This window comes from Solwaraspora sp. WMMD792 (genome assembly GCF_029626105.1).
In the GTDB taxonomy this organism is placed as follows: domain Bacteria; phylum Actinomycetota; class Actinomycetes; order Mycobacteriales; family Micromonosporaceae; genus Micromonospora_E.
The window spans coordinates 3,543,511-3,565,520 of the sequence record NZ_JARUBH010000009.1 but is presented as its reverse complement, the minus strand read 5'-3'; the positions used below and the strand labels follow the sequence as shown (position 1 = coordinate 3,565,520).

Here is a 22,010-nt window from a genome sequence, read left to right as displayed (position 1 = left end):
GCGTTGACTCAGCGGCCGGCCGGGCCGATCCGGTCGGCGACGATCTGCGCTGACAGGGTCACCATCGGCAGCCCGCCACCGGGGTGCACCGACCCGCCGACCAGGAACAGTCCGGCCGCCGGTGCCCGGTTCGCCGGGCGCAGCAGCCCGCCGGCCGTACCGTAGATAGACCCGCCCGGCGTGCCGGTCGACGCGGCCAGGTCCGCCGGTGTCCGCACCTCGCGGAACAGCAGCCGGTCCCGCACGTCCACCCCCCGGTCGGCCAGCACCCGCAGCACCTGATCGGCGTACGCGTCGGCCAGACCCGGCCGGCGCCAGTCCACCCCGGCCAGCGACAGGTCCTGGCGGGCCGCGTTGACCAGCACGAACCACGCCTCGTGACCGTCCGGCCGGGCCGCCGGGTCGTCGGCGACCGTCACGAAGATCGTCGGGTCGGTGACCGGCCGGGCCGGCCGACCCCGCCCCGGATCACCGAACACCGCGTCGAACTCGGCGTCGTAGTCGCGCGGGAAGAACACCGTGTGGTGGGCCAGCTCCGGGGTCCGGCCGCGCACCCCGAGCAGCAGTACGAAACCGCCGAGGCTGCGGTCGGCCAGTCGGGTCAGCCGCCGGGCGTGCGGCAGCAACTCCCGGTAGACCCGCGACGCGTCCACGTTGGCCACCACCACGTCGGCCGGCACCGGACGGGCCTCACCGGCCACCCGGACGCCGTGCACCCGGCCACCGGCCGCGTCGATCGCGGTGACCGTCGACCCGGTGCGCACCACCACGCCCAGGTCCAGGCAGCGGGACAGCAGCGCGTCGGCGAGCGCCCCCAGCCCGCCCCGCACGTACCAGCCGCCGAAGGTCAACTCGGCGTACGGCACGGCGAGCAGCGCCGCCGGGGCCCGCCGTGGGTCCGCGCCGGTGTAGGTGGCGTACCGCTCCAGCAGGGTCCGCAGTCGCGGGTCGCGGACCTCGCGGCGCAGCACCCCGCGCAGGCTGCGGCCTGGGGCGACCGCGGTCAGGTCGCCGAGCCGGTACGCCATCCGCGCCATCGCCAGCGGCGAGCTGACCTCCCGGCGCAGCACGTCCCGCCAGGAGGCGTCCCAGATCCGTCGGGCCCGCCGCCACACCCGCTGCCAGTCGTCGGCGGCTCCGTCGCCGAAGGCCACCGCGATCCGTTCGGCGAACGTCGCCGGGTCGGCGCACGAGTCGAGCCAGCACGGGTCGAGCCGTCCTACCGGCCCACCGGGCCCGGCCGGGAACCGGTGCCGCACGATCGGATCCAGCTCGACCAGATCCAGCACCTTCTCCAGTGGTTCGCCGGTGCCGTCGAACAGGTCGGCGAAGACCTGCGGCAGGGTCAGCAGGCTCGGCCCGGTGTCGAAGGTGAACGCACCGGCGGGGGTCTGCCGGGTCCAGCGGGCCAGTTTCCCGCCGACGGTGTCGGCCTGTTCGATGACGGTGACGTCGTGCCCGCCGTGTGCCAGCCGGATCGCGGCGGCCAACCCGCCGACCCCGGCGCCGATCACCACCACCCGGCTCATCGGTGCTCCTCCTCGCAGCAGTTTCGGTCAGGGCAGGGCCACCGGGCGACCGCGCCAGGCGAGGCGCCGTCGCTTGCGCAGATAGTAGGACCGGATCACGAGCCAGCCGAGCAGCGCGACCGAGACCGGATGTGCCAATCCGTCCGGCATCGCCCGGCCGCCGGTGGCCCGGGCGGCGAGCGTCCGCCCGGCCACCCCGAGCCCGTACCCGACGGCACCGGCCGCGACCAGCGCCGCCGCCGCCGGACCGGCCCCGGCGGCCAGCCCGGCCAGCCCGACAACGCCGAGCACCGGCGGGGCCGCGTACAACGTCAACAGTCCGGCCACGACGGCGGCCGCGCCGGCCGGCGACGGCAGCGACGCCCACAGCGACTTGGTGTAGCCGGCGGACAGCTCCCGCCAGGACCCGTACATCCGGCAGGTCGCCAACGCCGAACCGTCGGCCAGGGCGATCCGCCCACCGACCCGCTTCACCGCACGGGCCAGCCCGATGTCCTCCAGCACCTGGTCCCGCACGGCGGCGTGCCCGCCGGCCCGCCGGTACGCGTCGTGGTCGACCAGTAGGAACTGGCCGCCGGCGGCGGCCAGCGAGGTACGCGGCGAACGTTCCATCGCGCGCAGCGGCAGGAACGTCAGCCAGCTCCACTGCAGCAGCGGCTGCACCAGCCGCTCGCCGACCGACCCGGCGACGATCCGCGGGTACGGGCTGAGCAGCTGCGCCGGCACCGACCGCAGGGTGCCGACGGCGGCGGCCACCGCATCAGGGGCGAGGACCACATCGGCGTCGACGAAGACCAGTACCCCGTCCGGCATGAAGGAGACCGCGTCCGCGAGCTGCTGGCAGGCGTGCGGCTTGCCCAGCCAGCCGGGCGGCAGCGGGGCACCGGTGATCAGCCGTACCCGGGGGTCGTCGCCGGCCACCTCGGCGACCACCTCGGCGGTGCCGTCGGTCGACCCGTCGTCGAGCACCACGATCCACCAGTCGGTCAGCTGCCGTTGGGCGAGCAGCGCCCGCAGGCACGGTGCCACCCGGTCGGCCTCGTCGCGCAGCGGCAGCAGGATCGACACCGGTTCGGTCACCGGTGCCGCCGGGCCGGGCCGGCGCAGCCAGCGCAGCGTGTTGACCAGCGTCGCCGCGGTCAGCGCCAGCAGCACCGCGACGATGCCGAGCGCACCCGTCGCGGCCGCCGTCCACCCGGTCATGCCGTCCACCTGGTCATGCCGTCCACCTGGTCATGCCGTCCACCTGGTCATGTCACCCGTCGCGGCCGTCGTCCACCAGGTCGTGTCGCCCGCCGCGTCCGGATCAGCATCACCGCGAACGGCACCGCCACCAGCCCCATGCCGAGCCCGCCCCAGCCGGCCGAGGCGGGCAGCCCGAGGAACACCGCGTGGGCGAGCAGACTCGACGCGTACGTCCACAGGTACAGCGCGTACATCGGGGCGTCCGCCGGCCCGTCGGCCCGGCGGGCGTCGACCCCGGCGGTGAGCCGCAGCAGCGTCATCATCACCGCTGCCACGGCCAGCCAGCCCAGGTAGTTGCCGATCGGGACGTCCGGCACCCCGGGCAGCGCCGGGTCGGTGTCCAGCCAGGTCCAGTGGCCCTCGGTGACCATCTGCGGGTCGAGGAAGAGGTCCCAGGAGGCCAGCGCGGCCGCGCCGACGGCGATCCGGGCCGCCGTCGGGCGGACCAGCCGCACCGCGACCAACCACGCCGGCCAGGCCATCCAGGTCCAGGCCAGCGGGATCACCACCGGTACGCCGAGCAGCTTCGGCCCGAGCGTGCCGGCGTAGTCGTAGCCGCCGAACGGGACCCCGGTCGCCACCCCACAGGCTTCGACCGCCAGCCCACCGCCGGTGGTGACCAGCAGCAGCGCGGCGGCGGCGGCCGGCCCCCGGGTCAGCCACGCGTGGCCGACCGACAGGACGAAGCCGATCACCACGGTGGCGACGGTCAATCCGGCCCGGGTGCCGCCGCCGGTCAGCGGGTAGCCGATCTGGGCCAGCACCAGCAGCGCCAGCAATGCCCAGGGCAGCACCCGTCGGGCGCTCATGACCGCTGCGGCGCCGGGTCCGTCGACGGCCCGGCCCCCGCAGCCGGTGCGGCCTGCGGGTGGGGCAGCGGCAGGGTACGGCCGAGGACCGCGAAGGCCCGCTCGTCGCCGGGAAAGTGAAAGTTGCGCAGCACGTCGACGTAGCCGAATCGCCGGTACAACCGCCAGGCCCGGGACCGCTGCTCGTCGGCCTCCGGGGTGGACAGCAGGGTGGTCGCGCCGGCGGCCATCCCGAGCAGGGTACGCAGCTGGTGGGCGCCGAGCCCGTGCCCCTGCGCCTGCGGGTGCACGTGCAGCTCCACCACTTCGAAGCAGTCGGTGAGCCAGGTGCTGCGGGCGGTTTTCGACAGCGCACCGCGTACCTGGTCGTGCCACCACTGCCCGGCGGCCGACCGGTAGCCGTAGCCGAACCCGGCGAGCGCGCCTTCGGCGGTGAGGGTGGCGACCGCCCGGAACCCGGGGCGCCGCACGTGGGTGGCGATGTAGCCGCGGCGTACCTCCAGCAGCTCGGCCCGGTAGTTCATCGCCTCGCCGTACACGGTGACCACGTCGTCGAGCCGCCGCAGCAGGTCGTCCGGCAGCCACGGCACCAGCCTCATCGGGGTCCGCCTCTCATCCGCCGCCAGCACCGCATGTCCCATCCTCGTCCTCTCCGGCCCAGCCCAGCACGGCCCGGTCGCCGGTGACACCGAGCACCTCGAACCGGGCGAAGAGCTCCTCGGCGTACCACTGTGTCACCGGGGTCCGGGTGATGGCCGCCCGGTGCTGCGGGTGACGGTACGCGAACCGGGTCAGATCCGCCGTGTCCCGCCACACGCTGACGGTGCCCTGCCAGCCGAGCGGTGCCTCGCCGACGCCGAATCGGCAGTGCAGCCCGTCGGCGTCGGCCAGGGCGGCGGCGACCGGCGGCACCGCCCGCCAGAAGGTGACCGCCTTCGCCGGCCGCAGCCGCGCCCGGGTCAACGCCAACACCGGTCGCCCGGCGCCGGGCTGCCCACCGCCCGGCTCGCCGCCCGGCCCACCGCTCGGCTCGCCGAACGGCGCGATGCCGGACCAGCGGCCCCGGCTGTGCAACGGCCGCAGGTCGACGCGGACCCGCGCGTCGGCGATCCGTCGCCACGACTGCCCGACCGGCGAGGTGTCGAACCCGGCCGCCGCCGCCGGGTCGTCCCACACCACCAGCGCCGCCCACCGGGTCGGGTCGACGTCGGTGGGCCCGAATCCGGTGCCGGTTCCGGTGCCGAGCAGTTTGGCGAACCGTACGCCGTCGACGCGCCGCAGCCGGCGGGCGTCGACGGCCATCCGGGCCAGCACGCGCGGCAACCGTCGCCGGGGGACCCGCCAGACGTGCAGCGTGACCAGCCCGGAACCCGGGGCCGCGTGGTCGGGAACCGGGGCCGCGTGGTCGACCGGGTCGTTCACGCCACCTCGGCGGCGGTGCCGGCGGTGATCCGCAGCAGCTCGGCGTAGGTGGTCGGGAAGACCGCCCGGGGTACGCCGCCGGCCGCCCAGATCTCCGGGTACTGCTCCAGGGCGACGTCGACCAGGGTGCGGACCGGCTTGGGGTGGCCCAGCGGCGCGACCCCGCCGATCGGCTGCCCGGTGTGTTCCCGGACGAACTCGGGGGTGGCTCGGCGCAGCGCGTAGACGCCGAGGTCGGCGGCGACCTTCGCGGTGTCCACCCGGTGTGCACCCGAGGTGAGCACCAGCAGCGGCTCACCGTCGGCGTCGAAGATCAACGAGTTGGCGATCTGCCCCACCTCGATGTCGAGGGCGGCGGCCGCCGCGGCGGCGGTGTGCACCGCGTCCGGCAGTAGCCGGACCCGGCAGTTGGCACCGGAGCCGTCCCGGGCGTCGGCGGTGTTCAACGCGTCCTGCACCGCCTGCACGTTCGGATGTGTCTGCATGGCCTCTATCTTGCTCGTGGCCCGGATCGTGCCGCCGCCCGGATCATTTACACCCTATTTGGGAGAGTTATGCTCCTTGTGGCGGATCTAGCGCGGAGGAATTACGAGCATGACTGCCCACCGGCTTCGGGTGGCCGCCTATGCGGTCTGTGTCGACCAGGAGCAGCTGCTGCTGGCCCGCTTCGTCTCGCCGGGCGGCTCGCGGCGGCACTGGACGCTGCCCGGCGGCAAGGTCGAACACGCCGAGGACCCGGTCGACGCGGTGGTCCGCGAGGCGGCCGAGGAGACCGGCTACCAGGTCGAGGTGGAGTCGCTGCTCGGCGTCGACTCCCGTACCGTGCCCGCGCAGCGCCGGCTGCCCGGCCGCGGCGAACGGCACAACCTGGGGGTCTTCTACCGGGTACGGGTCGTCGGCGGAGCGCTGCGGCCCGAGGTCGGCGGCTCCACCGACCTGGCACAGTGGGTGCCGCTGTCGCAGGTGCCGCAGCTGACCCGGGCGGTGATCGTCGACGTCGGTCTGGAGCTCGACCGCACCCGCCCGCCGAGCGGCCACGTCACCCCGGTTCCGGTACGCGGCCTGCTCCGCCACTGAACCCAGCCGCGCACCCGCGCACCCGCGCACCCGCGTACCCGCCCCGCGCACCGGCTCACCCGCCCCGCTCCGGCCTTCCCCGCTCGCCCTGCTCCGTCTGCACGCCTGCACGCCTGCGCGCTTCGGCACGAGCCGAACGTCAGATACCTCATCGCCGCCGGAACAGGTATCTGGTGTTCGGCTCGTGCTGCGATGAATCTCGGCGCCGGTCAATCAGGCGGATGCGCGCGGCCGGCCGGCCCGCGCGAGCGGAGTGCCCCGTGCCGGCTCCCGGGGATCCAAGGTGCCGCCGCAGGCTTGATGCCACAGGTGCATCTTGATGCACCTGTGGCATCAAGCCCGACCGGCACCCAGGGCCGATGAAGGTGACGATGCGTCCGCTGCACGCAGCCACCGTTGTCTTTGACTGATCGGCGTTGCGACTAACCTGGTCCGGTGACGGCGGAGGGGCGGCTCATCGATCTCGACCGGCCGACCGGCGCGACGGCGCCCGCGGCACCGGCTGGCGACGCGGCGCGGCGACGCTTTCGCGGACCGGGCCGGCTCGTCGGCGTACTGCTGGCCGGCGTGGGCATGGGCGACGGGCAGCTGAACGCCAAGGTGACCGTGGTCAACACCGGAACGCAGCAGGTCACCGTACGGGTCCTCGACACGGAGTCCCCCGGCCTGGCAGTGGCCGATACGGGCGGGCAGACCCGCGTACGGCCTGGAGGAGTGGGATCCGTCGACGTACGGGTCAGCTTCGACTGCGACACGATCATGCACAGGTTGGCGACACCACTGCCGATGCGGTTCTCGGCGACCACCGACGCCGGCCGTACGGTGATCCTCCTGCCCGGCCGGTGACCGGGCTCGACGATCTCGGCGTGCGGCACTGGCGCTACAGTGCCGCCATGGCGGAGTTGACCACGCCGCGGCTGGTGCTGCGGCACTGGCGCGGGTCCGACCTGGAGCCGTGGGTGGCGATGAACGCCGACCCTCAGGTGCGGGAGTTCTTCCCGGGCCTGGCGACCCGCGAGCAGAGTGCCACCACCATGTCCCGCTGCCAGGCTGGCCTGGACCAGCGTGGCTGGGGCTGGTGGGCGGTCGAGGTGACGGAGACCGGCGAGTTCATCGGCATGACCGGCCTGAGCCCGGTGGAGGCCAACATGCCGTTCGACGGGGTCGAGGTCGGCTGGCGGCTGCGCCGCGACGCCTGGGGCAACGGGTACGCGACCGAAGCCGCCCGCGCCTGCCTGGCGTACGGCTTCGACACCCTCGGCCTGCCGGAGATCGTCGCGTTGACCGCCGTCGGCAACCTGCGCTCGCAGGCGGTGATGCGGCGGATCGGGATGACCCGTGACCCGGACGGCGACTTCGACCACCCGAACGTGCCCGACGGCCCGGTGCGCCGCCACGCACTCTTCCGGATCAGGCCGGGACGCAGACCGTGATCGCGGCGGGCACCACCCGTACCTTCAGCTTCTTGGCCTGACCCCGGGCGCCGCCGTCGAGTTCGTACGTCATCGGCTCGGCCAGCCGGATGTCGACCCGCCGGGCCCGGGTCATTCGGACGAACGGGGAGCGCTCCGAGCGCCCGACCGCCATCCGACCCAGCGTGCGCGCCCACTCTGCCGCCCCCTGCGCGGTGGTCACCCCGACCTCCAGCCAGCCGTCGTCAGGCCGGGCATCGTCGAAGGCGTGGATGCCGCCGGTGATCCGGCCGACGTTGCCGACCAGGACGCAGCTGGCCGGCTCGTCGAACCAGGTCGTGCCGTCGACCTTGATCCGGGTCCGGGGCGTGACGCCGCCGACGTGGCGCAGACCGGTCCAGACGTACGCGAGTTTGCCGGCCCGGTCCTTCAGGTCTCGGTCGGCGTCGCGGATCAGCCGCCCGTCAAAACCGGCCCCGGCCATCACCGCGAAATGCTCGCCGTTGACCCTGCCCAGGTCGAGCCGGCGACGTTCGCCCTGGAAACCGATCCGCACCGCCTCGCCGAGGTCCTCGGGCACACCGAGGTTGCCCGCCAGCAGGTTCGCCGTGCCGGCGGGGACGATCGCCACGGTGGCGTCGCGGCCGGCCAGCGCGTCCAGGCAGCGTTGCACCATCCCGTCGCCGCCCCACACGAAGACCAGCTCGGCGCCCCGCTCGACGGCCCGGCGGGCCTTCTTCGGTGCCTTGCGGCTCTTCGGCACCTCGTACCAGTCGATGTCCTCGGCGCCGTGCCCGGCGATCGCCGCGCGCAACTCGTCGAGGCCGCCGCCGAGGGTCTTCTTGCGGTGCGCGACGACGGCGACCCGTTTCGGTGCACTCATACCGCCGGTCTTACCCGCCGGCACCGGCCACTACGCCGGCCGACGGCGGCCGGCCGTCCGGCTGTGACGGTCCCGGTGCCGGCCGGCCGTCCGGCAGCGGCGGTCCCGGTGGCAGCGGCCCGTCGGGTGCCGGCGGTACGGCGGGCGGCGCGCCGGTGCCGGTCCGGGCTGTCTCGGCCAGCGCCACCCCGGTCAGCACCAACGCGCCGCCGGCCAGCTGCACCGGGGTCAACGCCTCGCTCGCGCCCAGCACCACCCAGGCCACCGTGGCGGCGAACACCGGCTCGACCATGCCGACGATGCCGACGCTGGTCGCCGGCAGGTGCCGCAACGCGCCGGTGATCATCAGGTACGGCACGATCGAGCCGAGGACCACCACGTAGCAGCAGAGCAACGCGACCGGTACCCCATTCTCGGTACGGGTGAGCAGCGGCTGCCAGCCGTCCAGGCCGGCGGTGGCGGCGCGGACGATCAGCCCGGCGATCGCCGACGCGCCGAACGCCCAGGTGGTCAGGGACAGGGTGTCGCGGTCCTGGACGCCCCGGGCACCGATCAGGAAGTACGCGGCGAGCATCACTGCCGCGCCCAGCCCGGCGGCTACCCCCAGCGGGTCGAGGGTCAGCCCGCCCCACACCTGCGCCACACAGGCCAGCCCGAGCAGGCTCAGCGCCAGCCCGGCCCACAGCCGGGACCGCACCTGCTGGCGTTGCACGGCCCAGGCCCAGACCGCCACCATCAGCGGCGCGGTGTACTCGAACAGCAGCGCGATGCCGACCGGCAGCCGGGAGATGGCCACGAAGTAGAGCATCGGGACCAGGAAGAAACCGGTCAGCCCGTACGCGACGAGCAGCGGAACCTCGCGGCGGCGCAGCCGCACCCGGCGGGCACCGGGCCGCAGCACGACGCTGAGCACCAGCAGCCCGGTGAAGGCGCCGACCGCCCGCAGCACGGTCAGTTGCGGGGCGTCCAGCCCGGCCCGCAGCACCAGCTTGGAAACGGTGCCGTTGATCGCGAACAGGGCGCTGGCCCCGACCACCATGGCCAGGCCGAGCACCGGTCGACGGGCGAACACAGTCGTCACGGCGGTGAGGCTACCCTCACCGCTGTCAGTGCCGTACCCGATATCGGCCCTTACCGCATGGTGGTCCGCCGGCCGGAAAGCATGGTGGTCCGCCGGCCGGAAATTCGGTGGGCGGCAACGCCCCGACTACGGCACCATCCGGGCATGGCCTTCATCGAAGCTGATGGCTTGACCAAACGGTTCCGCCGACCGGTGAAGGGCCCGGGTCTGCGCGGCGCGTTGAAACACCTGGTGGTACGCCGGTTCGCCGACCATGTCGCGGTCGACGGCGTCGATCTGCGGGTCGAGGCGGGCGAGGCGGTGGCGTACGTCGGGCCGAACGGCGCCGGCAAGTCGACCACGGTGAAACTGCTGGCCGGCATCCTGGTGCCGACCGCCGGGCAGGTCCGGGTCGGCGGGGTGGTGCCGCACCGGCAGCGGGTCGCCAACGCCCGGCAGATCGGTGTGCTGTTCGGCCAACGTACCCAGTTGTGGTGGGACCTGCCGGTCCGCGAGTCCCTCGCCCTGCTGCGTGACCTGTACGACGTCGACACCGCTACCTACCGGGAGCAGTTGGAGCGCTTCGACGACGTACTCGGGCTCGGTGAGCTGCTGCCGGTGGTGGCCCGCAAGCTCTCCCTCGGTCAGCGGATGCGCGCCGACCTGGCCGCCGCGCTGCTGCACCGCCCCCGGGTGGTCTACCTCGACGAGCCGACCATCGGGCTGGACATCGCGGTCAAGGACCGGGTCCGGGCGTTCCTGCGGGAGCTGCGCGCCGACGGCACCACGCTGATCCTGACCACCCACGACCTCGGCGACATCGAGGACGTCTGCCAGCGGATCGTGATCATCGACCAGGGGCGGATCATCTACGACGGCCCGTTGGCCGGGGTGAAGGACCAGTTCGCCCGGCACCGGTCGATGCACCTGCACCTGGCCGATCCGGTGCCGCTGGACACGGTCGCCGCCGCCGTCGGCAGCGCGCAGGTCGCCGCCGGCGCGACGCCGGGTGAGTTCACCGTCCGGTTCGACCGGTTCGCGGTCACCGCCGGCCAGGTGATCGCGGCCGTGTCGGCGGTGTCCGAGGTACGCGACCTGCGCATCGACGAGCCGGCCATCGAGGACGTGGTCCGCAAGGTGTACGCCGGTGAGCTGCGGCTGGTGCCGGCACCGTGACCACGGTCGCCGCCGACACGGGCGCTCCGGCTCGGGCCACACCGTCCACCGGTGTCCGGCCGTACCGGGCGCTGGCCCGGGTGGCGGCCCGCAGCGCCGTCGCGTACCCGTTGAGCTTCGTCCTCGGCATGGCCGGGGTGCTGCTGCAGCTGCTCGCCATGCTGTCCATCTGGGCGGTGCTGCTCGGCTCCGGGACCAGCGTCGGCGGGTTCAGCTGGCCGCAGATGAAGGCGTACCTGCTGATCGCCTATGTCACTGGGTCATTGATGTCGTTCGGTGACTGGGAGATGGCCGCCCGGATCCGTGACGGCATGGTCGCGGTCGATCTGACCCGCCCGGTCGACTACCAGCGGGCCCGGTTCGCCGAGACGCTCGGCGTCGCCGTCGTCGAGGTCGCCTTCGCGTTGGCGGTCTGTGCCGTGGTGCTGGCGGTCACCGGGCCGGTCCCGGTGCCGCCGCCCGGCCAGGCGGCGCTGTTCGCGGTCAGCGCCCTGCTGGTGCTGCCGCTACGGTTCACCACCGTCTACCTAACGGCCCTACTGTGCTTCTGGACGCAGAACATCTTCGGCGTGTCGTTGGCCCGGGGAGCGATCACCAACCTGTTCTCCGGGGCGTTGGTGCCGTTGACGCTGCTGCCCGGCTGGCTGCAGGCGATCGCCGCGGTGCTGCCGTTCGCCGGGATGACGTTCACCCCGGCGACGATCTACCTGGGGCAGGCGACCGGATCCGACGCCTGGCTGCTGATCGGCATCCAGGCGGTGTGGACGGTGGCGTTGTGGTGGGGAGCCCGGCTGGCCTGGCGCTCGGCGGTGCGCCAACTGACCGTACACGGGGGATGATCATGCGAACGCGCAGCGGCCCGCGTCAGACCGGCCTACGCCGGGGGGTACGGCTCTACCGGCGCAGCCTCGGCGCCCACCTGCGGTCCACCCTGGAGTACGAGGCGGACTTCTGGATCCTGGTCGCCGGATCGGCGCTGACCCAGCTCGTCGGCCTGGCATTTCTCGGCGCGGTCTTCTCCCGGGTGCCGCACGTCAACGGCTGGACGTTCGCCGAGGTGGTGCTGATCTACTCGGTCGTGGTGCTCTCCGACGCGGTCGGGCCGCTGCTGTTCGAGGGCGTGTGGCGGCTGCCGTGGCTGGTGAACAAGGGGGAGCTGGACTACAAACTGGTCCGGCCGTACCCGGTGGTGCTGCAGGTGCTCAGTGACGACGTCGGCATCAACGGGCTGGGCAACCTGGTCACCGGTGGGGCGATGTTCGGCTGGGCGCTGTGGCGGGTCGACGTCGCCTGGACCCCGGCGCTGGTCGTCGGCGGGCTGGGGCTGTTCGCCAGCGGCATGGCGGTCAAGCTGTCGATCAGCCTGGCCACCAACTCGTCGGCGTTCTGGCTGCAGAGTCCGCATTCGATCTTCGCGTACGCGGTGCACCAGATCGGTGACCTGGCCCGTTACCCGGTATCGGTTTATACGTTCGGGGTGCGGCTGGTGCTGGTGGTCGGGCTGCCGTTCGCCTTCGTCGGATTCTTCCCGGCCAGCGCGGTGCTCGGTGCCGGTGGCGACGATGCCGTCCGCGCCGGGGTCGGTCCGACCTGGCTGGGCTGGCTCACCCCGCTGGTCGCCGCCTACTGTGTCGCCGTGGCGGCGCTGATCTTCCGATCCGGTCTGCGCCGTTACGAGTCCGCCGGCAACTGACCGGCCGGTCGGCTCAGCTCAGGCCCATCGACTCCACGTACCGCTCGGCGCTGTTCGGGTACGGCAACGCCAGCGCGTTGCGGCAGTACCGGCCGTCGGCCCGAGCCATCAGCTCGGCTTCGATCAGGTATCGGCGGACCGTGACGTGGTCCACCGCCCCGCCATCACACCAGCGGCGTAACCGTTCGTCGACCGTCGACTCGTCGTAGACCACGTCGCGTTCGAAACACGCCTGCGCGATGTGCGCCAGCACCACGCGGCGGCGCGCCTGCCGGGCCGGCAACGAGACGAGACGCCCCTCGCGGATGAACGGGCTCAACTCGGCGCTCATGCCGCCGGACGGTACGCAACCCGCCGCCATGGTCGCCATCGGTTTTCGTGTGGACGCAGGACACCGATGGGGCATCAGGCACCGTTTGCGAGGTTCGGCGCGGCGGGGTGGGCGGGTGGCTGAGGCACCGGGCGCCGGGGGAACATCGGCCGGCCGGGCGGCGTTGGATCCCGGCGTTGGACCGAGTAGGCGAGCGCCCGTGGTGCGGGGTCGCCCGGTCCGCCCGGTGCGGAATGCCGGGCACCCCCGGATGGTTGTATCCGGTGCGCCGGTGAGACCGCCCTCCCGCCTGGACCGGCGGGTGTGCGCAGGTCGGAGCGCATCATTTGAGTTCGACTTTCTTGTGCGTGTTCTGTTCTGTCCCGTTCGTGACCGGTCATCGCCTGTGGGTCTGGTGTCCGGTTCATTCCCCTCGGAACGGAGATTCTGCTATGAACACGATCTTCCGTAAGTCTGCTCTGTCGGTTGCTGGTCTGCTGACCGCTGGTGGTGTGGTGGCCGCTCCTGCGGTGGCGCAGGCGGCTGGTCCGGGTGCCGATGGTGGTGCGCGTGAGGTGGCGGTGCAGTACGAGGCGCAGCCGAATTTCTACTACTGCGGGCCGGCGGCGACGCGGATCGCGTTGACGGCGCAGGGTCATGCTCCGTCGCAGGATGAGGTGGCGGGCAAGTTGGGGACGACCGAGGCCGGTACGGATTCGGCTGAGGAGACGACCCGGGTGCTGAACGAGGTGACCGGTGGCGACGAGTACGAGACGGTGTCGATCGGTGCGGCCGCGGCGAAGCCGGAGCATGTGGAGAAGCTGAAGGCTGATGTGCGGGAGGCCGTGGACGACGACCGGGCCGTGGTGGCGAACATCATGGGTACGGCGTCGGATGTCGACGGGGTGGCGCACTCGTACGAGGGTGGGCACTACCTGACGGTGACCGGTTACCGCGATGGTGGTGACACGGTGAAGATCGCCGACCCGTACTTCGAGGGTCAGGAGTACTGGATGGATCTTGAGGTGCTGGCGGACTGGACCGCCAAGCGCGGCTACTCCGCCTGACCGGTGACATCCCTGGTGGCCGGGTTCCCGTACGGGGACCCGGCCACCGGCGTGTCGGGGGACCGGCCCTACCGTTGCAGCCGGGCGGGCTCGCCGGGGCCGCTGCGGCGGACGAGCCAGGCTTCGGTGATGTGCGTGAACATCGCCGCCGCAGCGCCTTCCGGGTCGTGTGCGGCGATGCGTTCGTAGATCCGTCGGTGGCCGCGGTTGGACGCCACGCACAGGGCACGCTCGGTCCGTCCCATGTACCGGGCGGTGTTGACGACCTGACTCTCCAACGCCCGGATGACGCCGCGGGCGATGCGGTTCCCGGATGCCTGCATGACCGTGTCGTGAAAGGCCCGGTCATGCTCGTGGTACGTGACGTGGTCGTCGACGAGTTCGTCCATCCGCTCGACCAGGGTGTGCAGCCGGTCGATGGTGTCCTGGTCGGCCAGCCGGGCGGCGACATTGGCCATGTCCGACTCCAGCACCCGCCGGGTCACGACGAGGTCGTCGAGTATCGCCAGGCTGTCGTCCTCGGCGATGGTCGCCCCGAGGACATGCTCGTCGAGCATGTCCCACATCGACGTCGGCGTGACGATGGTTCCGCTGCCCTGGCGGATCTGTACCAGCCCTTTCTCCTGGAGGATCTTCACGGCTTCCCGGACGACCGTCCGGCTCACCGAGAAGGTCTCGCAGAGGACCGGTTCGGCCGGCAGCGTCGTGCCCGAAGGGTGCACCCCGCGCACGATTCTCTGCACGAGCTCCGCGGTCACCGCCGTGGCGAGGTTGGCCGGCCGTCGTGTCCAGGCCGGAGGCGTCGAAGCGTTCAAGGCGGTGTGCTGCGTTGCCGTCATCGTTCCCTCCGGGGTGGCCGCCGTGCCACGACCTCCGTGGTCAGTGTACGTCTCGCTCTTGACGTCAGACGTCATACGAGTTACGTTCGTGTTTCGCGTCCCGATGACCGGTTCCGCCGGCCCCCCTCTTCGAAAGCGAGCAGCGATGAAGCACCGAGTAGTGGTGTCGGCCATTCTCGTCGCGGGCCTGGCCCTGGCGGGCTGCGGGAGCGCCACCGGATCGCAATCCTCGTCCGGCGAGTCGGACGGCAAACTGGTGGTCTGGGACTGGAAGTCCGGCGACGCGAGTGCCGCCGCCTACATCGACAAGGCGAAAGCGGACTTCGCCAGGAAACACCCGGACGTCACCGTCGAGTTCGTCGCCCAACCTTTCGACCAGTACTACACCCTGCTCGGTGCGGCCATCCAGGCCGGCAAGGGGCCCGACGTCGTTCTGTTCAACGGTGGCGGCCAGATCCGCGACCGGGTCGACGCGCTGCTACCGCTCGACGAGTACGTGGCCGATGACCGGCAGCGGCTGGCCGGGTGGGAGGCGTTCACCAGCGACGGCCGGACCTACGCCGCACCGGTGACTCTGCAGGGGCATCCGATCTACTACAACAAGGCGCTCTACGAGAAAGCGGGGCTCGACCCGGACAGTCCGGCCACGACCTGGGACGAGTTCGTCAACGACTGCGCGGCGATCATCGAGTCCACCGGTGCCGACTGCCTCGCACTCGGAAACAAGGAAGGTTACGGCATCCAGTTCTTCATGTCGGGCCTGGCGTCCGGAATCCTCACCCCCGACGAGTACGACGCCTGGATCGACGGCAAGCGCGACTGGGAGTCGCCCAACGTCAAGCGGATCTTCCAACTGTGGAAGGAAGCCGGCGACAAGGGGCTCAACAACGAGGGCGCAAATTCGACGGCGATGTTCAACGACTCCTTCGCGCTCTTCCAGTCCGGCAAGGCCGCCCACGTGATCGGGCTGATGTCCGACGTCGGGCACTGGAAGGACTTCGGCGAGTTCCTGGCGGCCGACGAGCTCGGCGTCATGGCCGCCCCGGCGGCCACCGCCGGAGCCGTCCCGAGCCTGCCGTACGACGGTGGTATCGGCTACGGGGTGGCGAAGTGGACGACGGATCCGGATGCCGCCGCAGCCCTGGTCCGGTCCCTGACCTCGACCGAAGCGCTGAACGCCTTCTACGCCGAGGCCGGTGCGATCGCCTCGGACACCACCATCGACGTGTCGCAGGCCGGGCCGGCCGTCGCCGCGATGGTGCCGCAGCTCAGTTCCGGCAAACCCGCCCTGCACGTGGCGCTCTCCTCGCAGACCCTGGAACTGATGGGCCGACTGTCCCAGCAACTCCTCAGCGGCTCGGTCACCGTCGACGAGGCGGTGCGGCAGTTGGCTGACTCCGACCAAGCGGGCTGAGCCCGTGGCGACCTCCGCCGCGCGTCGGGGCGAGCGGCTCGCCCCGTACGTCCTGGTGGCGCCGGCTGTCCTGACCATCGTCGTACTGCGGCTGTGGCCACTGCTGCTCGGGGTCAACTTCTCCTTCACCGGCGACGGCGAGCGCGACGGGACCGCGGTCGGCGTCGACAACTACCTCGAGTTGTTCGGTGATCCGCTGTTCCAGACATCGCTCGGCAACGTGGCGCTGCTGGTGCTGCTCCTTCCGGTCGCCGTGGCGATTCCCGGCCTGATCGCGACGTTCATCTACCTGCGGGTGCCCGGGCACCGGCTCTACCGCAGCGTCTACTTCTTCCCAGCGGTGCTCTCCCCGGTCATCGTCGGCGCGATCTTCAATCTTCTGCTCGCGTTCGACGGCCCGGTCAACGCGGCCCTGTCGGCGGTCAGCATCGGCCGGATCGACTGGCTCGGTGACCCGGACGTCGCCATGTTCACGGTCGTCGGGGTGCACGTCTGGGCGACCTTCGGAATGGCCCTGGTGGTGTTCCTCGCCGGGTTCGCCACCCTGGACGGATCGCTGCTGGACGCGGCCCGGGTCGACGGGGCGTCGCTTCCCCAGACCATCTGGCACGTGATCGTCCCCAGTCTCATCCGTACCATCCAGTTCGTCTTCGTGACCACGATGGCCGGGATGCTGACCTCCATGTTCGGACTGCTGTACGTGATGACCAGCGGTGGCCCGGAGGGCTCGACGTATCTGCCGGAGTACTACATCTGGATTCAGCAGGGACAGATGAACCGACCGGCACTCGCGTCGGCCGCGTCGACGGTTCTCTTCCTCATCATGCTCGTGGTGGGGATGCTGCAGATCAGCCTGCTCCGGCGGGCGGGGAGGGAGGACTGATGTCCCGCTTCCGGCTGGCCAGATGGGTGGTCGCCGTACCGATGGCACTGCTCGCCCTGGCGACGATCTACCCACTCGTCTTCACCGCGAACGTCGCCTCGAAGACCCGGCGCGAGTACATCCTGGACCGGTTCTCGCTGGCTGACGCGGTGCGCGTGGAGAATCTCCAGACAGCGTGGGGCTCGGTCGGAATGGGCCGGTACTTCGTCAACTCGCTCGTCGTCGTGACGTTCTCGGTGGTGCTGCTCCTGCTGATCGGGTCGATGGCCGGGTTCGCGCTGAGTCAGCTGCGGTTCCGCGGGTCTTCGATGATCTTCCTGGGCTGTCTGGCGGCGCTCTTCGTCCCGTTCCAGGTGATCATGGTGCCGCTCGCCCGGACCATGGCGGACAGTGGCCTGATCGACACCTACCCGGGTCTGATTCTCGCCTATGTCGCGCAGTTCCTTCCGTTCACCGTCTTTCTCATGACGAGCTACTACCGGACGATCCCACCGGAGATCGTGGACGCCGCCCGGATCGACGGAAACAGCGTGTACGGCGTGTACCGGAGGATCATGCTGCCGCTCGGCACACCGGCGCTGTTGTCGGTCGGCATCCTCGACGCACTGTTCTGCTGGAACGACGTGCTCATTGCACTGCTGATGATGCCGTCGGCCGAGCACCGGACCCTCATGGTGGGCGTCACCTCGCTGCGTGGCCAGTACTCCGACGACATCCCGACCTTCGCCTCGGGGGTGCTGATCGCTGCCGTTCCCGTTCTGGTCGTCTATCTCTTTCTCCAGCGTCAGATCGCCGACGGCGTCGCCGCCGGTTCCACGAAGGGTTGACATGCGGATCACCGGGTATCGGACCCTGACGACGGTCCAGCAATGGGGCCGACCGGTCGGCGATGCCAACGGCGTCTTCGCCGACGGCGTCACCTCGGTGCCGATCGTCGTCGTGGAGACCGACGAGGGAATCTCCGGGGTGGGCATGGGGCCGCACGTCGACATCGAGCGGATCTTCCCGGCCATCGACAACGAGGACCCACGCGCGGTGACAGCCCTGTACGACCGGATGCTGCGCCAAGCGTTCAAGGCGGGCCACGCCGGCCCGGTCTTCGGCACCATCGGTGCTCTCGACACCGCGCTGTGGGACATCAAGGCCCAAGCGGCCGGCGAGCCACTCTGGCGACTGCTCGGTGGGCGCGACCGGCGGGTTCCGGCGTACGCCTCCGGCCTGGACATCGGCCTGACCGACGACCAGCTCGTCGCGGAGTACGGGGTCTACGCCACCCACGGCCTGCGGGCGGCCAAGCTCAAGGGCGGCCTCGACATCGAGCGGGACCGGCACCGCCTGTGTCTGGTCCGGGACGTCCTGACCGAGGCGGCGCACGGGCTGCGGCCGGGGCTGATGCTCGACGTGAACGAGGCGTGGACCCGCAAGCAGGCCGTCCGGCACGTCTGCGAGCTCGAGCGCACCCTCGATCTCATCTGGATCGAGGAGCCGGTCCGACGGTGGGACGCGGAAGGTCTCGCCGCCGTCGGTCGGGGGATCCGCGCGTCGGTCGCCACCGGGGAGAACCTCACCGGCCTCGAACAGTTCCGGCCGCTGATCGCGGCGGGAGCGGTCGACGTGGTCCAGACGTCCGCGGTCTGGGGAGTGACCCACTTCCTCCGGGTCAGTGCTCTGGCGCACGCCAACGACCTGCCGGTCAGCCCGATCGGCAACAGCCCGGTCGGGCTGCTGCACGCCGCGACGTCGGTGCCCAACCACATGGCCAGTGAGCTGCAGGATCTGCGTCCGCCGCTCGGGATCGCCCTCGACCTGCACGTCGAGGGCGGGGCGTTCGTCCTGGGCGACGCCCCGGGGCTGGGGGTCCGGCTCGATGAGCACGCGATCACGTCCTCGGGCCCGCACCCGAGCCCGCCGACCACCGACGGTCCGCACATCCGGCCGGAGCGCGCCGGACGACAGCTGCTGGGGGCGGTCGACGGTACCCCGGCCGGACCGCGGCACCTCGCCGACCAGCTACCGGTCGGACCTCCACCCAGCCGCAACGAGGTGTTCCCCACCGCCGCGAGCTGACCGTCCCGCGCACTTCGGAGCACCGACCATTTGAGAGGGAGGACCGATGCAGGCAGTGGTCTACCGTACCGCTCGTCACCTCGAGGTCGAGGCACGTGCCGCGCGGCCGCCGGGTCCCGGCGAGCTGAGCATCGCGGTGGCCTACACCGGGATCTGCGGCACCGATCTGCACATCTACCACGGGGACATGGACGCCCGGGTCGGCGCGCCGGCCGTGATCGGGCACGAGATGTCCGGACGGGTCGCCGACGTCGGACCGGGCGTCGACGGCTGGTCCGTCGGCCAGGCCGTCACGGTCATGCCCACCCGGTCGTGCGGGCGGTGTGTCGCCTGCCGGCGCGGAAGTTCCCACGTCTGCCACGCGATGGACTTCCTCGGCATCGACTCGCCGGGTGCCATGCAGTCGTACTGGACGGTGCCGGCGGAGCTGGTCCTGCCGCTGCCGGAAGGGGTGCCACTCGACCACGCGGCGCTGGTCGAGCCGGTCGCGGTCGCCGTGCACGACGTCCGGCGGGCCGGCGTGACCCCTGGCGACCAGGTCGTGGTGATCGGCGGCGGACCGGTCGGTGTCCTCATCGCCACCGTCGCCCAGCTGCACGGCGCGCGGGTCCTGCTCGTCGAACCGGATCCGTTCCGGCGGGCCGTCGCCGGTGAGATCGGGTTCGCGGTGGTCGATCCGCAGGCGACGGATCCGGTGACGGTGGTGAACGAGTGGACCGACGGCGCGGGCGCGGACATCGCCTTCGAGGTGTCCGGCTCAGCCGGCGGCGTCGCCACCGCGGTCGACGTCCTGACCACCCACGGCCGGCTGGTGATGGTGGCGATCCACGCCCAGCCGCGGACCGTCGACCTGCACCGGTTCTTCTGGCGTGAGCTGGAACTGCTCGGTGCCCGCCTGTACCGGCGCGACGACATGGTGGAGGCGATTCGGCTGGTGGCCGCGGGGGACATCCCGGCGCGCGCGCTCATCTCGCGGGTCATGCCCTTCGCATCGGTCGACGCCGCCTTCGCGGCGTTGGAGAACGGCGACGGGGTGCTGAAGGTGCTGCTCGACTGGCAGGCGGCGGCCCGGTGACCGCCGCGTTCGATCTGACCGGGCGGACCGCGGTCGTCACCGGCGCGCGGCGCGGTATCGGCCTGGCCATGGCCGAGGCGCTCGCCCGGGCCGGCGCCGACATCGTCGGTGTCTCCGCCCGTCTCGAGGCGCGCGGCAGCGAGGTCGAGCGGCGGGTACGCGCCGCCGGCCGCCGGTTCACCGCGCTGCGGGCCGACCTGGCCGACCGGGCGGCCGTGCGTCAGCTGGCGGACGATCTCACCGCTGCCGGTCCGCCGGACATCCTGGTGAACAACGGCGGCACGATCGCCCGCGCCCCGGCTGCCGAGCATCCCGACGAGAGCTGGGACCACGTCATCGAGGTGAACCTGACCAGCCAGTTCGTGCTGAGCCGCGAGATCGGTCGGAAAATGGTCGCCCGGGGGTACGGGAAAATCATCTTCACCGCCTCGCTGTTGAGCTTCCAGGGCGGCGTCAACGTCCCGGGCTACGCGGCGTCGAAGTCCGGCCTGGCCGGGCTCACCAGGGCGCTGGCGAACGAGTGGGCGCCGCACGGGGTGAACGTCAACGCGATCGCGCCGGGCTACATCGCCACGGACAACACCCGGGCGCTGCGCGACGACCCGGACCGGAACCAGGCCATCCTGACGCGGATCCCGGCGGGCCGCTGGGGGCGGGCTGACGACATCGGCGGGGCCACCGTCTTCCTGGCGTCGTCCGCCTCGGACTACGTCGACGGGATCGTCCTGCCGGTCGACGGCGGTTGGCTGGGCCGTTGACTTCCTCCCCGCCCTGAAGGAACGGGGATTCCCTGGGTCGCCCCAGGGGGTTCCTGCTTCACCGACGACCGCCCCGTCCGAGAGGAGGACTCCCGGTGAGGTCTTACACCGCCTCCACAGGCAATCACGGAGAGCCCCTCCGCGAGAATGTTGCGGGCCGCGTTGACATCCCGGTCATGGGCCTGCCCGCACCGGCAGGTCCACGACCGCACCTGCAACGGCAGGTGTTCAGCCAGTACGCCACAGCCCGAGCACAGTCGGGTCGACGGGAACCAGCGGTCCACGACCACCAGGTCGCGGCCGTACCAGCGCGTCTTGTACTCCAGCATGCTGCGGAACTGCCGCCAGCCCGCGTCGGAGACGGCGCGGGCCAGACGGTGGTTGGCCGTCATGTTGCGGACGGTCAGGTCCTCGATCACGATCGTTTGGGTTTCACGAACGAGCCGAGTGCTGAGTTTGTGCAGGTGGTCGCGGCGGCGGTCGGCGATCCGGGCATGAATCCGGGCCACCGCCAGCCGGGCCTTGGCCCGGTTCGCCGAGCCTTTGGCCTTGCGTGCGAGGTTCCGCTGGGCGCGGGCCAGCCGCCGCCGGTCGCGGCGTTCATGTCTCGGGTTGGGGATCTTCTCCCCGGTGGACAGGGTGAACAGGCTGTCGAGGCCGGCGTCGACCCCCACCACGGCACCCGACGCCGGGGCCGGTTCGATCCGGTCGTCGCAGAGCAGGGAGACGAACCAGCGGCCCGCCGGGTCCTGCGACACGGTCACCGTCGACGGCGCCGCGCCCTCCGGCAACGGTCGGGACCACACGATGTCCAACGGATCGGACATCTTCGCCAGGGTCAGCCGACCGTCGCGCCAGCGGAACGCGCTGGCGGTGTACTCCGCCGACCGCCGCGACCTCTTCCTCGACTTGAACGTCGGGTACCGGGCGCGTCTGGCGAAGAAGTTCGTGAACGCGGTCTGCAGGTGCCGCAGCGCCTGCTGCAACGGCACCGACGACACCTCGCCGAGGAAGGCGAGGTCGTCGGTCTTCTTCCACCCGGTCAGCATCGCCGAGGTGGCGTTGTAGGTGACCCGCTCCCGACGCAGGGTCCACGCCTCGCTGCGGGCGGCCAGGGCCATGTTGTAGACCAGCCGGACACAGCCGAACGTCCGGGCGAGCTCGGCGGCCTGCTCCGGGGTGGGGTGGAAGCGGTACTTGAACGCCCGCTTCACGGTCCTGGACACAGTCCACAGTCTAGCGATTCGGTCGTGAGCCGTGGGGTCGCGTGTGGGGTGGACGCCGATCCGCC

The 22,010-nt window shown here is 71.7% G+C and carries 24 protein-coding genes; 13 read left to right on the top strand and 11 right to left on the bottom strand.

Annotated features, from left to right (window positions below; translation table 11 throughout):
* Nucleotides 1–8 precede the first annotated feature (8 nt).
* The 6 genes from crtI to O7629_RS16980 are packed head-to-tail and all read right to left on the bottom strand — an operon-like array spanning nt 9 to nt 5,490.
* Nucleotides 9–1,529, bottom strand: a complete 1,521-nt coding sequence (crtI, locus tag O7629_RS17005) for a phytoene desaturase family protein (protein ID WP_278170300.1) — start codon at nt 1,527–1,529, stop codon at nt 9–11.
* Nucleotides 1,530–1,556: 27 nt separating this feature from the next.
* A complete protein-coding gene (locus O7629_RS17000) occupies nt 1,557–2,732 on the bottom strand; it encodes a glycosyltransferase family 2 protein (RefSeq protein WP_278170299.1) in 1,176 nt (391 codons plus the stop codon).
* A 47-nt stretch (nt 2,733–2,779) separates the two neighbouring features.
* Entirely contained in the window at nt 2,780–3,583 is an 804-nt protein-coding gene (locus tag O7629_RS16995) for a carotenoid biosynthesis protein (protein WP_278170298.1), read from the bottom strand.
* A complete protein-coding gene (locus O7629_RS16990) occupies nt 3,580–4,182 on the bottom strand; it encodes a GNAT family N-acetyltransferase (protein WP_278170297.1) in 603 nt (200 codons plus the stop codon). Before O7629_RS16990 ends, O7629_RS16995 begins: the two co-directional genes overlap by 4 nt.
* Before the next feature lie 13 nt (nt 4,183–4,195).
* Nucleotides 4,196–5,005, bottom strand: a complete 810-nt coding sequence (locus O7629_RS16985; protein WP_278170296.1) for a monooxygenase — start codon at nt 5,003–5,005, stop codon at nt 4,196–4,198.
* On the bottom strand, nt 5,002–5,490 hold the full coding sequence (locus tag O7629_RS16980; RefSeq protein ID WP_278170295.1) for a YbaK/EbsC family protein: 489 nt from the start codon (nt 5,488–5,490) through the stop codon (nt 5,002–5,004). Before O7629_RS16980 ends, O7629_RS16985 begins: the two co-directional genes overlap by 4 nt.
* 109 nt (nt 5,491–5,599) lie before the next feature.
* Here O7629_RS16980 and O7629_RS16975 point away from each other — a divergent pair, with 109 nt between their 5' ends.
* The 3 genes from O7629_RS16975 (at nt 5,600) to O7629_RS16965 (ending at nt 7,515) form a co-directional block, all read left to right on the top strand.
* Nucleotides 5,600–6,082: an NUDIX hydrolase gene (locus O7629_RS16975; protein ID WP_278170294.1), complete on the top strand. Its 483-nt coding sequence runs from the start codon at nt 5,600–5,602 to the stop codon at nt 6,080–6,082.
* 435 nt (nt 6,083–6,517) lie between these two features.
* A complete protein-coding gene (locus O7629_RS16970) occupies nt 6,518–6,928 on the top strand; it encodes a hypothetical protein (protein ID WP_278170293.1) in 411 nt (136 codons plus the stop codon).
* A 47-nt stretch (nt 6,929–6,975) separates the two neighbouring features.
* Nucleotides 6,976–7,515, top strand: coding sequence for a GNAT family N-acetyltransferase (locus O7629_RS16965; RefSeq protein ID WP_278170292.1), 540 nt, complete (start codon nt 6,976–6,978; stop codon nt 7,513–7,515).
* Here the strand turns inward: O7629_RS16965 and O7629_RS16960 are convergent.
* Together O7629_RS16960 and O7629_RS16955 are read right to left on the bottom strand one after the other, a co-directional pair.
* A complete protein-coding gene (locus tag O7629_RS16960) occupies nt 7,493–8,377 on the bottom strand; it encodes a YegS/Rv2252/BmrU family lipid kinase (RefSeq protein WP_278170291.1) in 885 nt (294 codons plus the stop codon). The two genes, O7629_RS16965 and O7629_RS16960, sit on opposite strands and share 23 nt — an antisense overlap.
* A gap of 10 nt (nt 8,378–8,387) precedes the next feature.
* The gene (locus O7629_RS16955; protein WP_278170290.1) at nt 8,388–9,458 is read right to left on the bottom strand and encodes an EamA family transporter; all 1,071 of its coding nucleotides are present in this window, start codon (nt 9,456–9,458) and stop codon (nt 8,388–8,390) included.
* Between the two features lie 144 nt (nt 9,459–9,602).
* Here O7629_RS16955 and O7629_RS16950 point away from each other — a divergent pair, with 144 nt between their 5' ends.
* Genes O7629_RS16950 through O7629_RS16940 form a run of 3 tightly spaced genes read left to right on the top strand, consistent with a single transcriptional unit; the run spans nt 9,603 to nt 12,306 of the window.
* Nucleotides 9,603–10,613, top strand: coding sequence for an ATP-binding cassette domain-containing protein (locus O7629_RS16950; RefSeq protein WP_278170289.1), 1,011 nt, complete (start codon nt 9,603–9,605; stop codon nt 10,611–10,613).
* On the top strand, nt 10,610–11,452 hold the full coding sequence (locus tag O7629_RS16945; RefSeq protein WP_278170288.1) for an ABC-2 family transporter protein: 843 nt from the start codon (nt 10,610–10,612) through the stop codon (nt 11,450–11,452). Before O7629_RS16950 ends, O7629_RS16945 begins: the two co-directional genes overlap by 4 nt.
* 2 nt (nt 11,453–11,454) lie before the next feature.
* Nucleotides 11,455–12,306: an ABC-2 family transporter protein gene (locus tag O7629_RS16940; RefSeq protein ID WP_278170287.1), complete on the top strand. Its 852-nt coding sequence runs from the start codon at nt 11,455–11,457 to the stop codon at nt 12,304–12,306.
* A gap of 13 nt (nt 12,307–12,319) precedes the next feature.
* Here the strand turns inward: O7629_RS16940 and O7629_RS16935 are convergent, their stop codons facing one another.
* On the bottom strand, nt 12,320–12,637 hold the full coding sequence (locus tag O7629_RS16935; protein WP_278170286.1) for a DUF2087 domain-containing protein: 318 nt from the start codon (nt 12,635–12,637) through the stop codon (nt 12,320–12,322).
* 431 nt (nt 12,638–13,068) lie between these two features.
* Here O7629_RS16935 and O7629_RS16930 point away from each other — a divergent pair, with 431 nt between their 5' ends.
* Nucleotides 13,069–13,683 (top strand): C39 family peptidase, encoded by a 615-nt coding sequence (locus O7629_RS16930; RefSeq protein WP_278170285.1) that lies wholly within the window; start codon nt 13,069–13,071, stop codon nt 13,681–13,683.
* 68 nt (nt 13,684–13,751) lie between these two features.
* Here O7629_RS16930 and O7629_RS16925 read toward each other — a convergent pair whose 3' ends face one another.
* Nucleotides 13,752–14,522: a FadR/GntR family transcriptional regulator gene (locus O7629_RS16925; RefSeq protein ID WP_278170284.1), complete on the bottom strand. Its 771-nt coding sequence runs from the start codon at nt 14,520–14,522 to the stop codon at nt 13,752–13,754.
* Nucleotides 14,523–14,667: 145 nt separating this feature from the next.
* On the opposite strand from O7629_RS16925, the gene O7629_RS16920 reads away from it, so the two are divergent.
* Genes O7629_RS16920 through O7629_RS16895 form a run of 6 tightly spaced genes read left to right on the top strand, consistent with a single transcriptional unit; the run spans nt 14,668 to nt 20,719 of the window.
* Nucleotides 14,668–15,936, top strand: a complete 1,269-nt coding sequence (locus O7629_RS16920; RefSeq protein WP_278170283.1) for an extracellular solute-binding protein — start codon at nt 14,668–14,670, stop codon at nt 15,934–15,936.
* A 4-nt stretch (nt 15,937–15,940) separates the two neighbouring features.
* A complete protein-coding gene (locus tag O7629_RS16915; protein WP_278170282.1) occupies nt 15,941–16,819 on the top strand; it encodes a sugar ABC transporter permease in 879 nt (292 codons plus the stop codon).
* The gene (locus O7629_RS16910) at nt 16,819–17,646 is read left to right on the top strand and encodes a carbohydrate ABC transporter permease (protein ID WP_278170281.1); all 828 of its coding nucleotides are present in this window, start codon (nt 16,819–16,821) and stop codon (nt 17,644–17,646) included. The genes O7629_RS16915 and O7629_RS16910 overlap by 1 nt, the downstream gene beginning before the upstream one ends.
* Before the next feature lies 1 nt (nt 17,647).
* Nucleotides 17,648–18,886: a mandelate racemase/muconate lactonizing enzyme family protein gene (locus tag O7629_RS16905; protein WP_278170280.1), complete on the top strand. Its 1,239-nt coding sequence runs from the start codon at nt 17,648–17,650 to the stop codon at nt 18,884–18,886.
* A gap of 46 nt (nt 18,887–18,932) precedes the next feature.
* Nucleotides 18,933–19,961: an alcohol dehydrogenase catalytic domain-containing protein gene (locus tag O7629_RS16900; protein ID WP_278170279.1), complete on the top strand. Its 1,029-nt coding sequence runs from the start codon at nt 18,933–18,935 to the stop codon at nt 19,959–19,961.
* On the top strand, nt 19,958–20,719 hold the full coding sequence (locus O7629_RS16895) for an SDR family oxidoreductase (RefSeq protein WP_278170278.1): 762 nt from the start codon (nt 19,958–19,960) through the stop codon (nt 20,717–20,719). The genes O7629_RS16900 and O7629_RS16895 overlap by 4 nt, the downstream gene beginning before the upstream one ends.
* Here O7629_RS16895 and O7629_RS16890 read toward each other — a convergent pair.
* On the bottom strand, nt 20,668–21,945 hold the full coding sequence (locus tag O7629_RS16890) for an RNA-guided endonuclease TnpB family protein (protein ID WP_278170277.1): 1,278 nt from the start codon (nt 21,943–21,945) through the stop codon (nt 20,668–20,670). The two genes, O7629_RS16895 and O7629_RS16890, sit on opposite strands and share 52 nt — an antisense overlap.
* Nucleotides 21,946–22,010 lie beyond the last annotated feature (65 nt).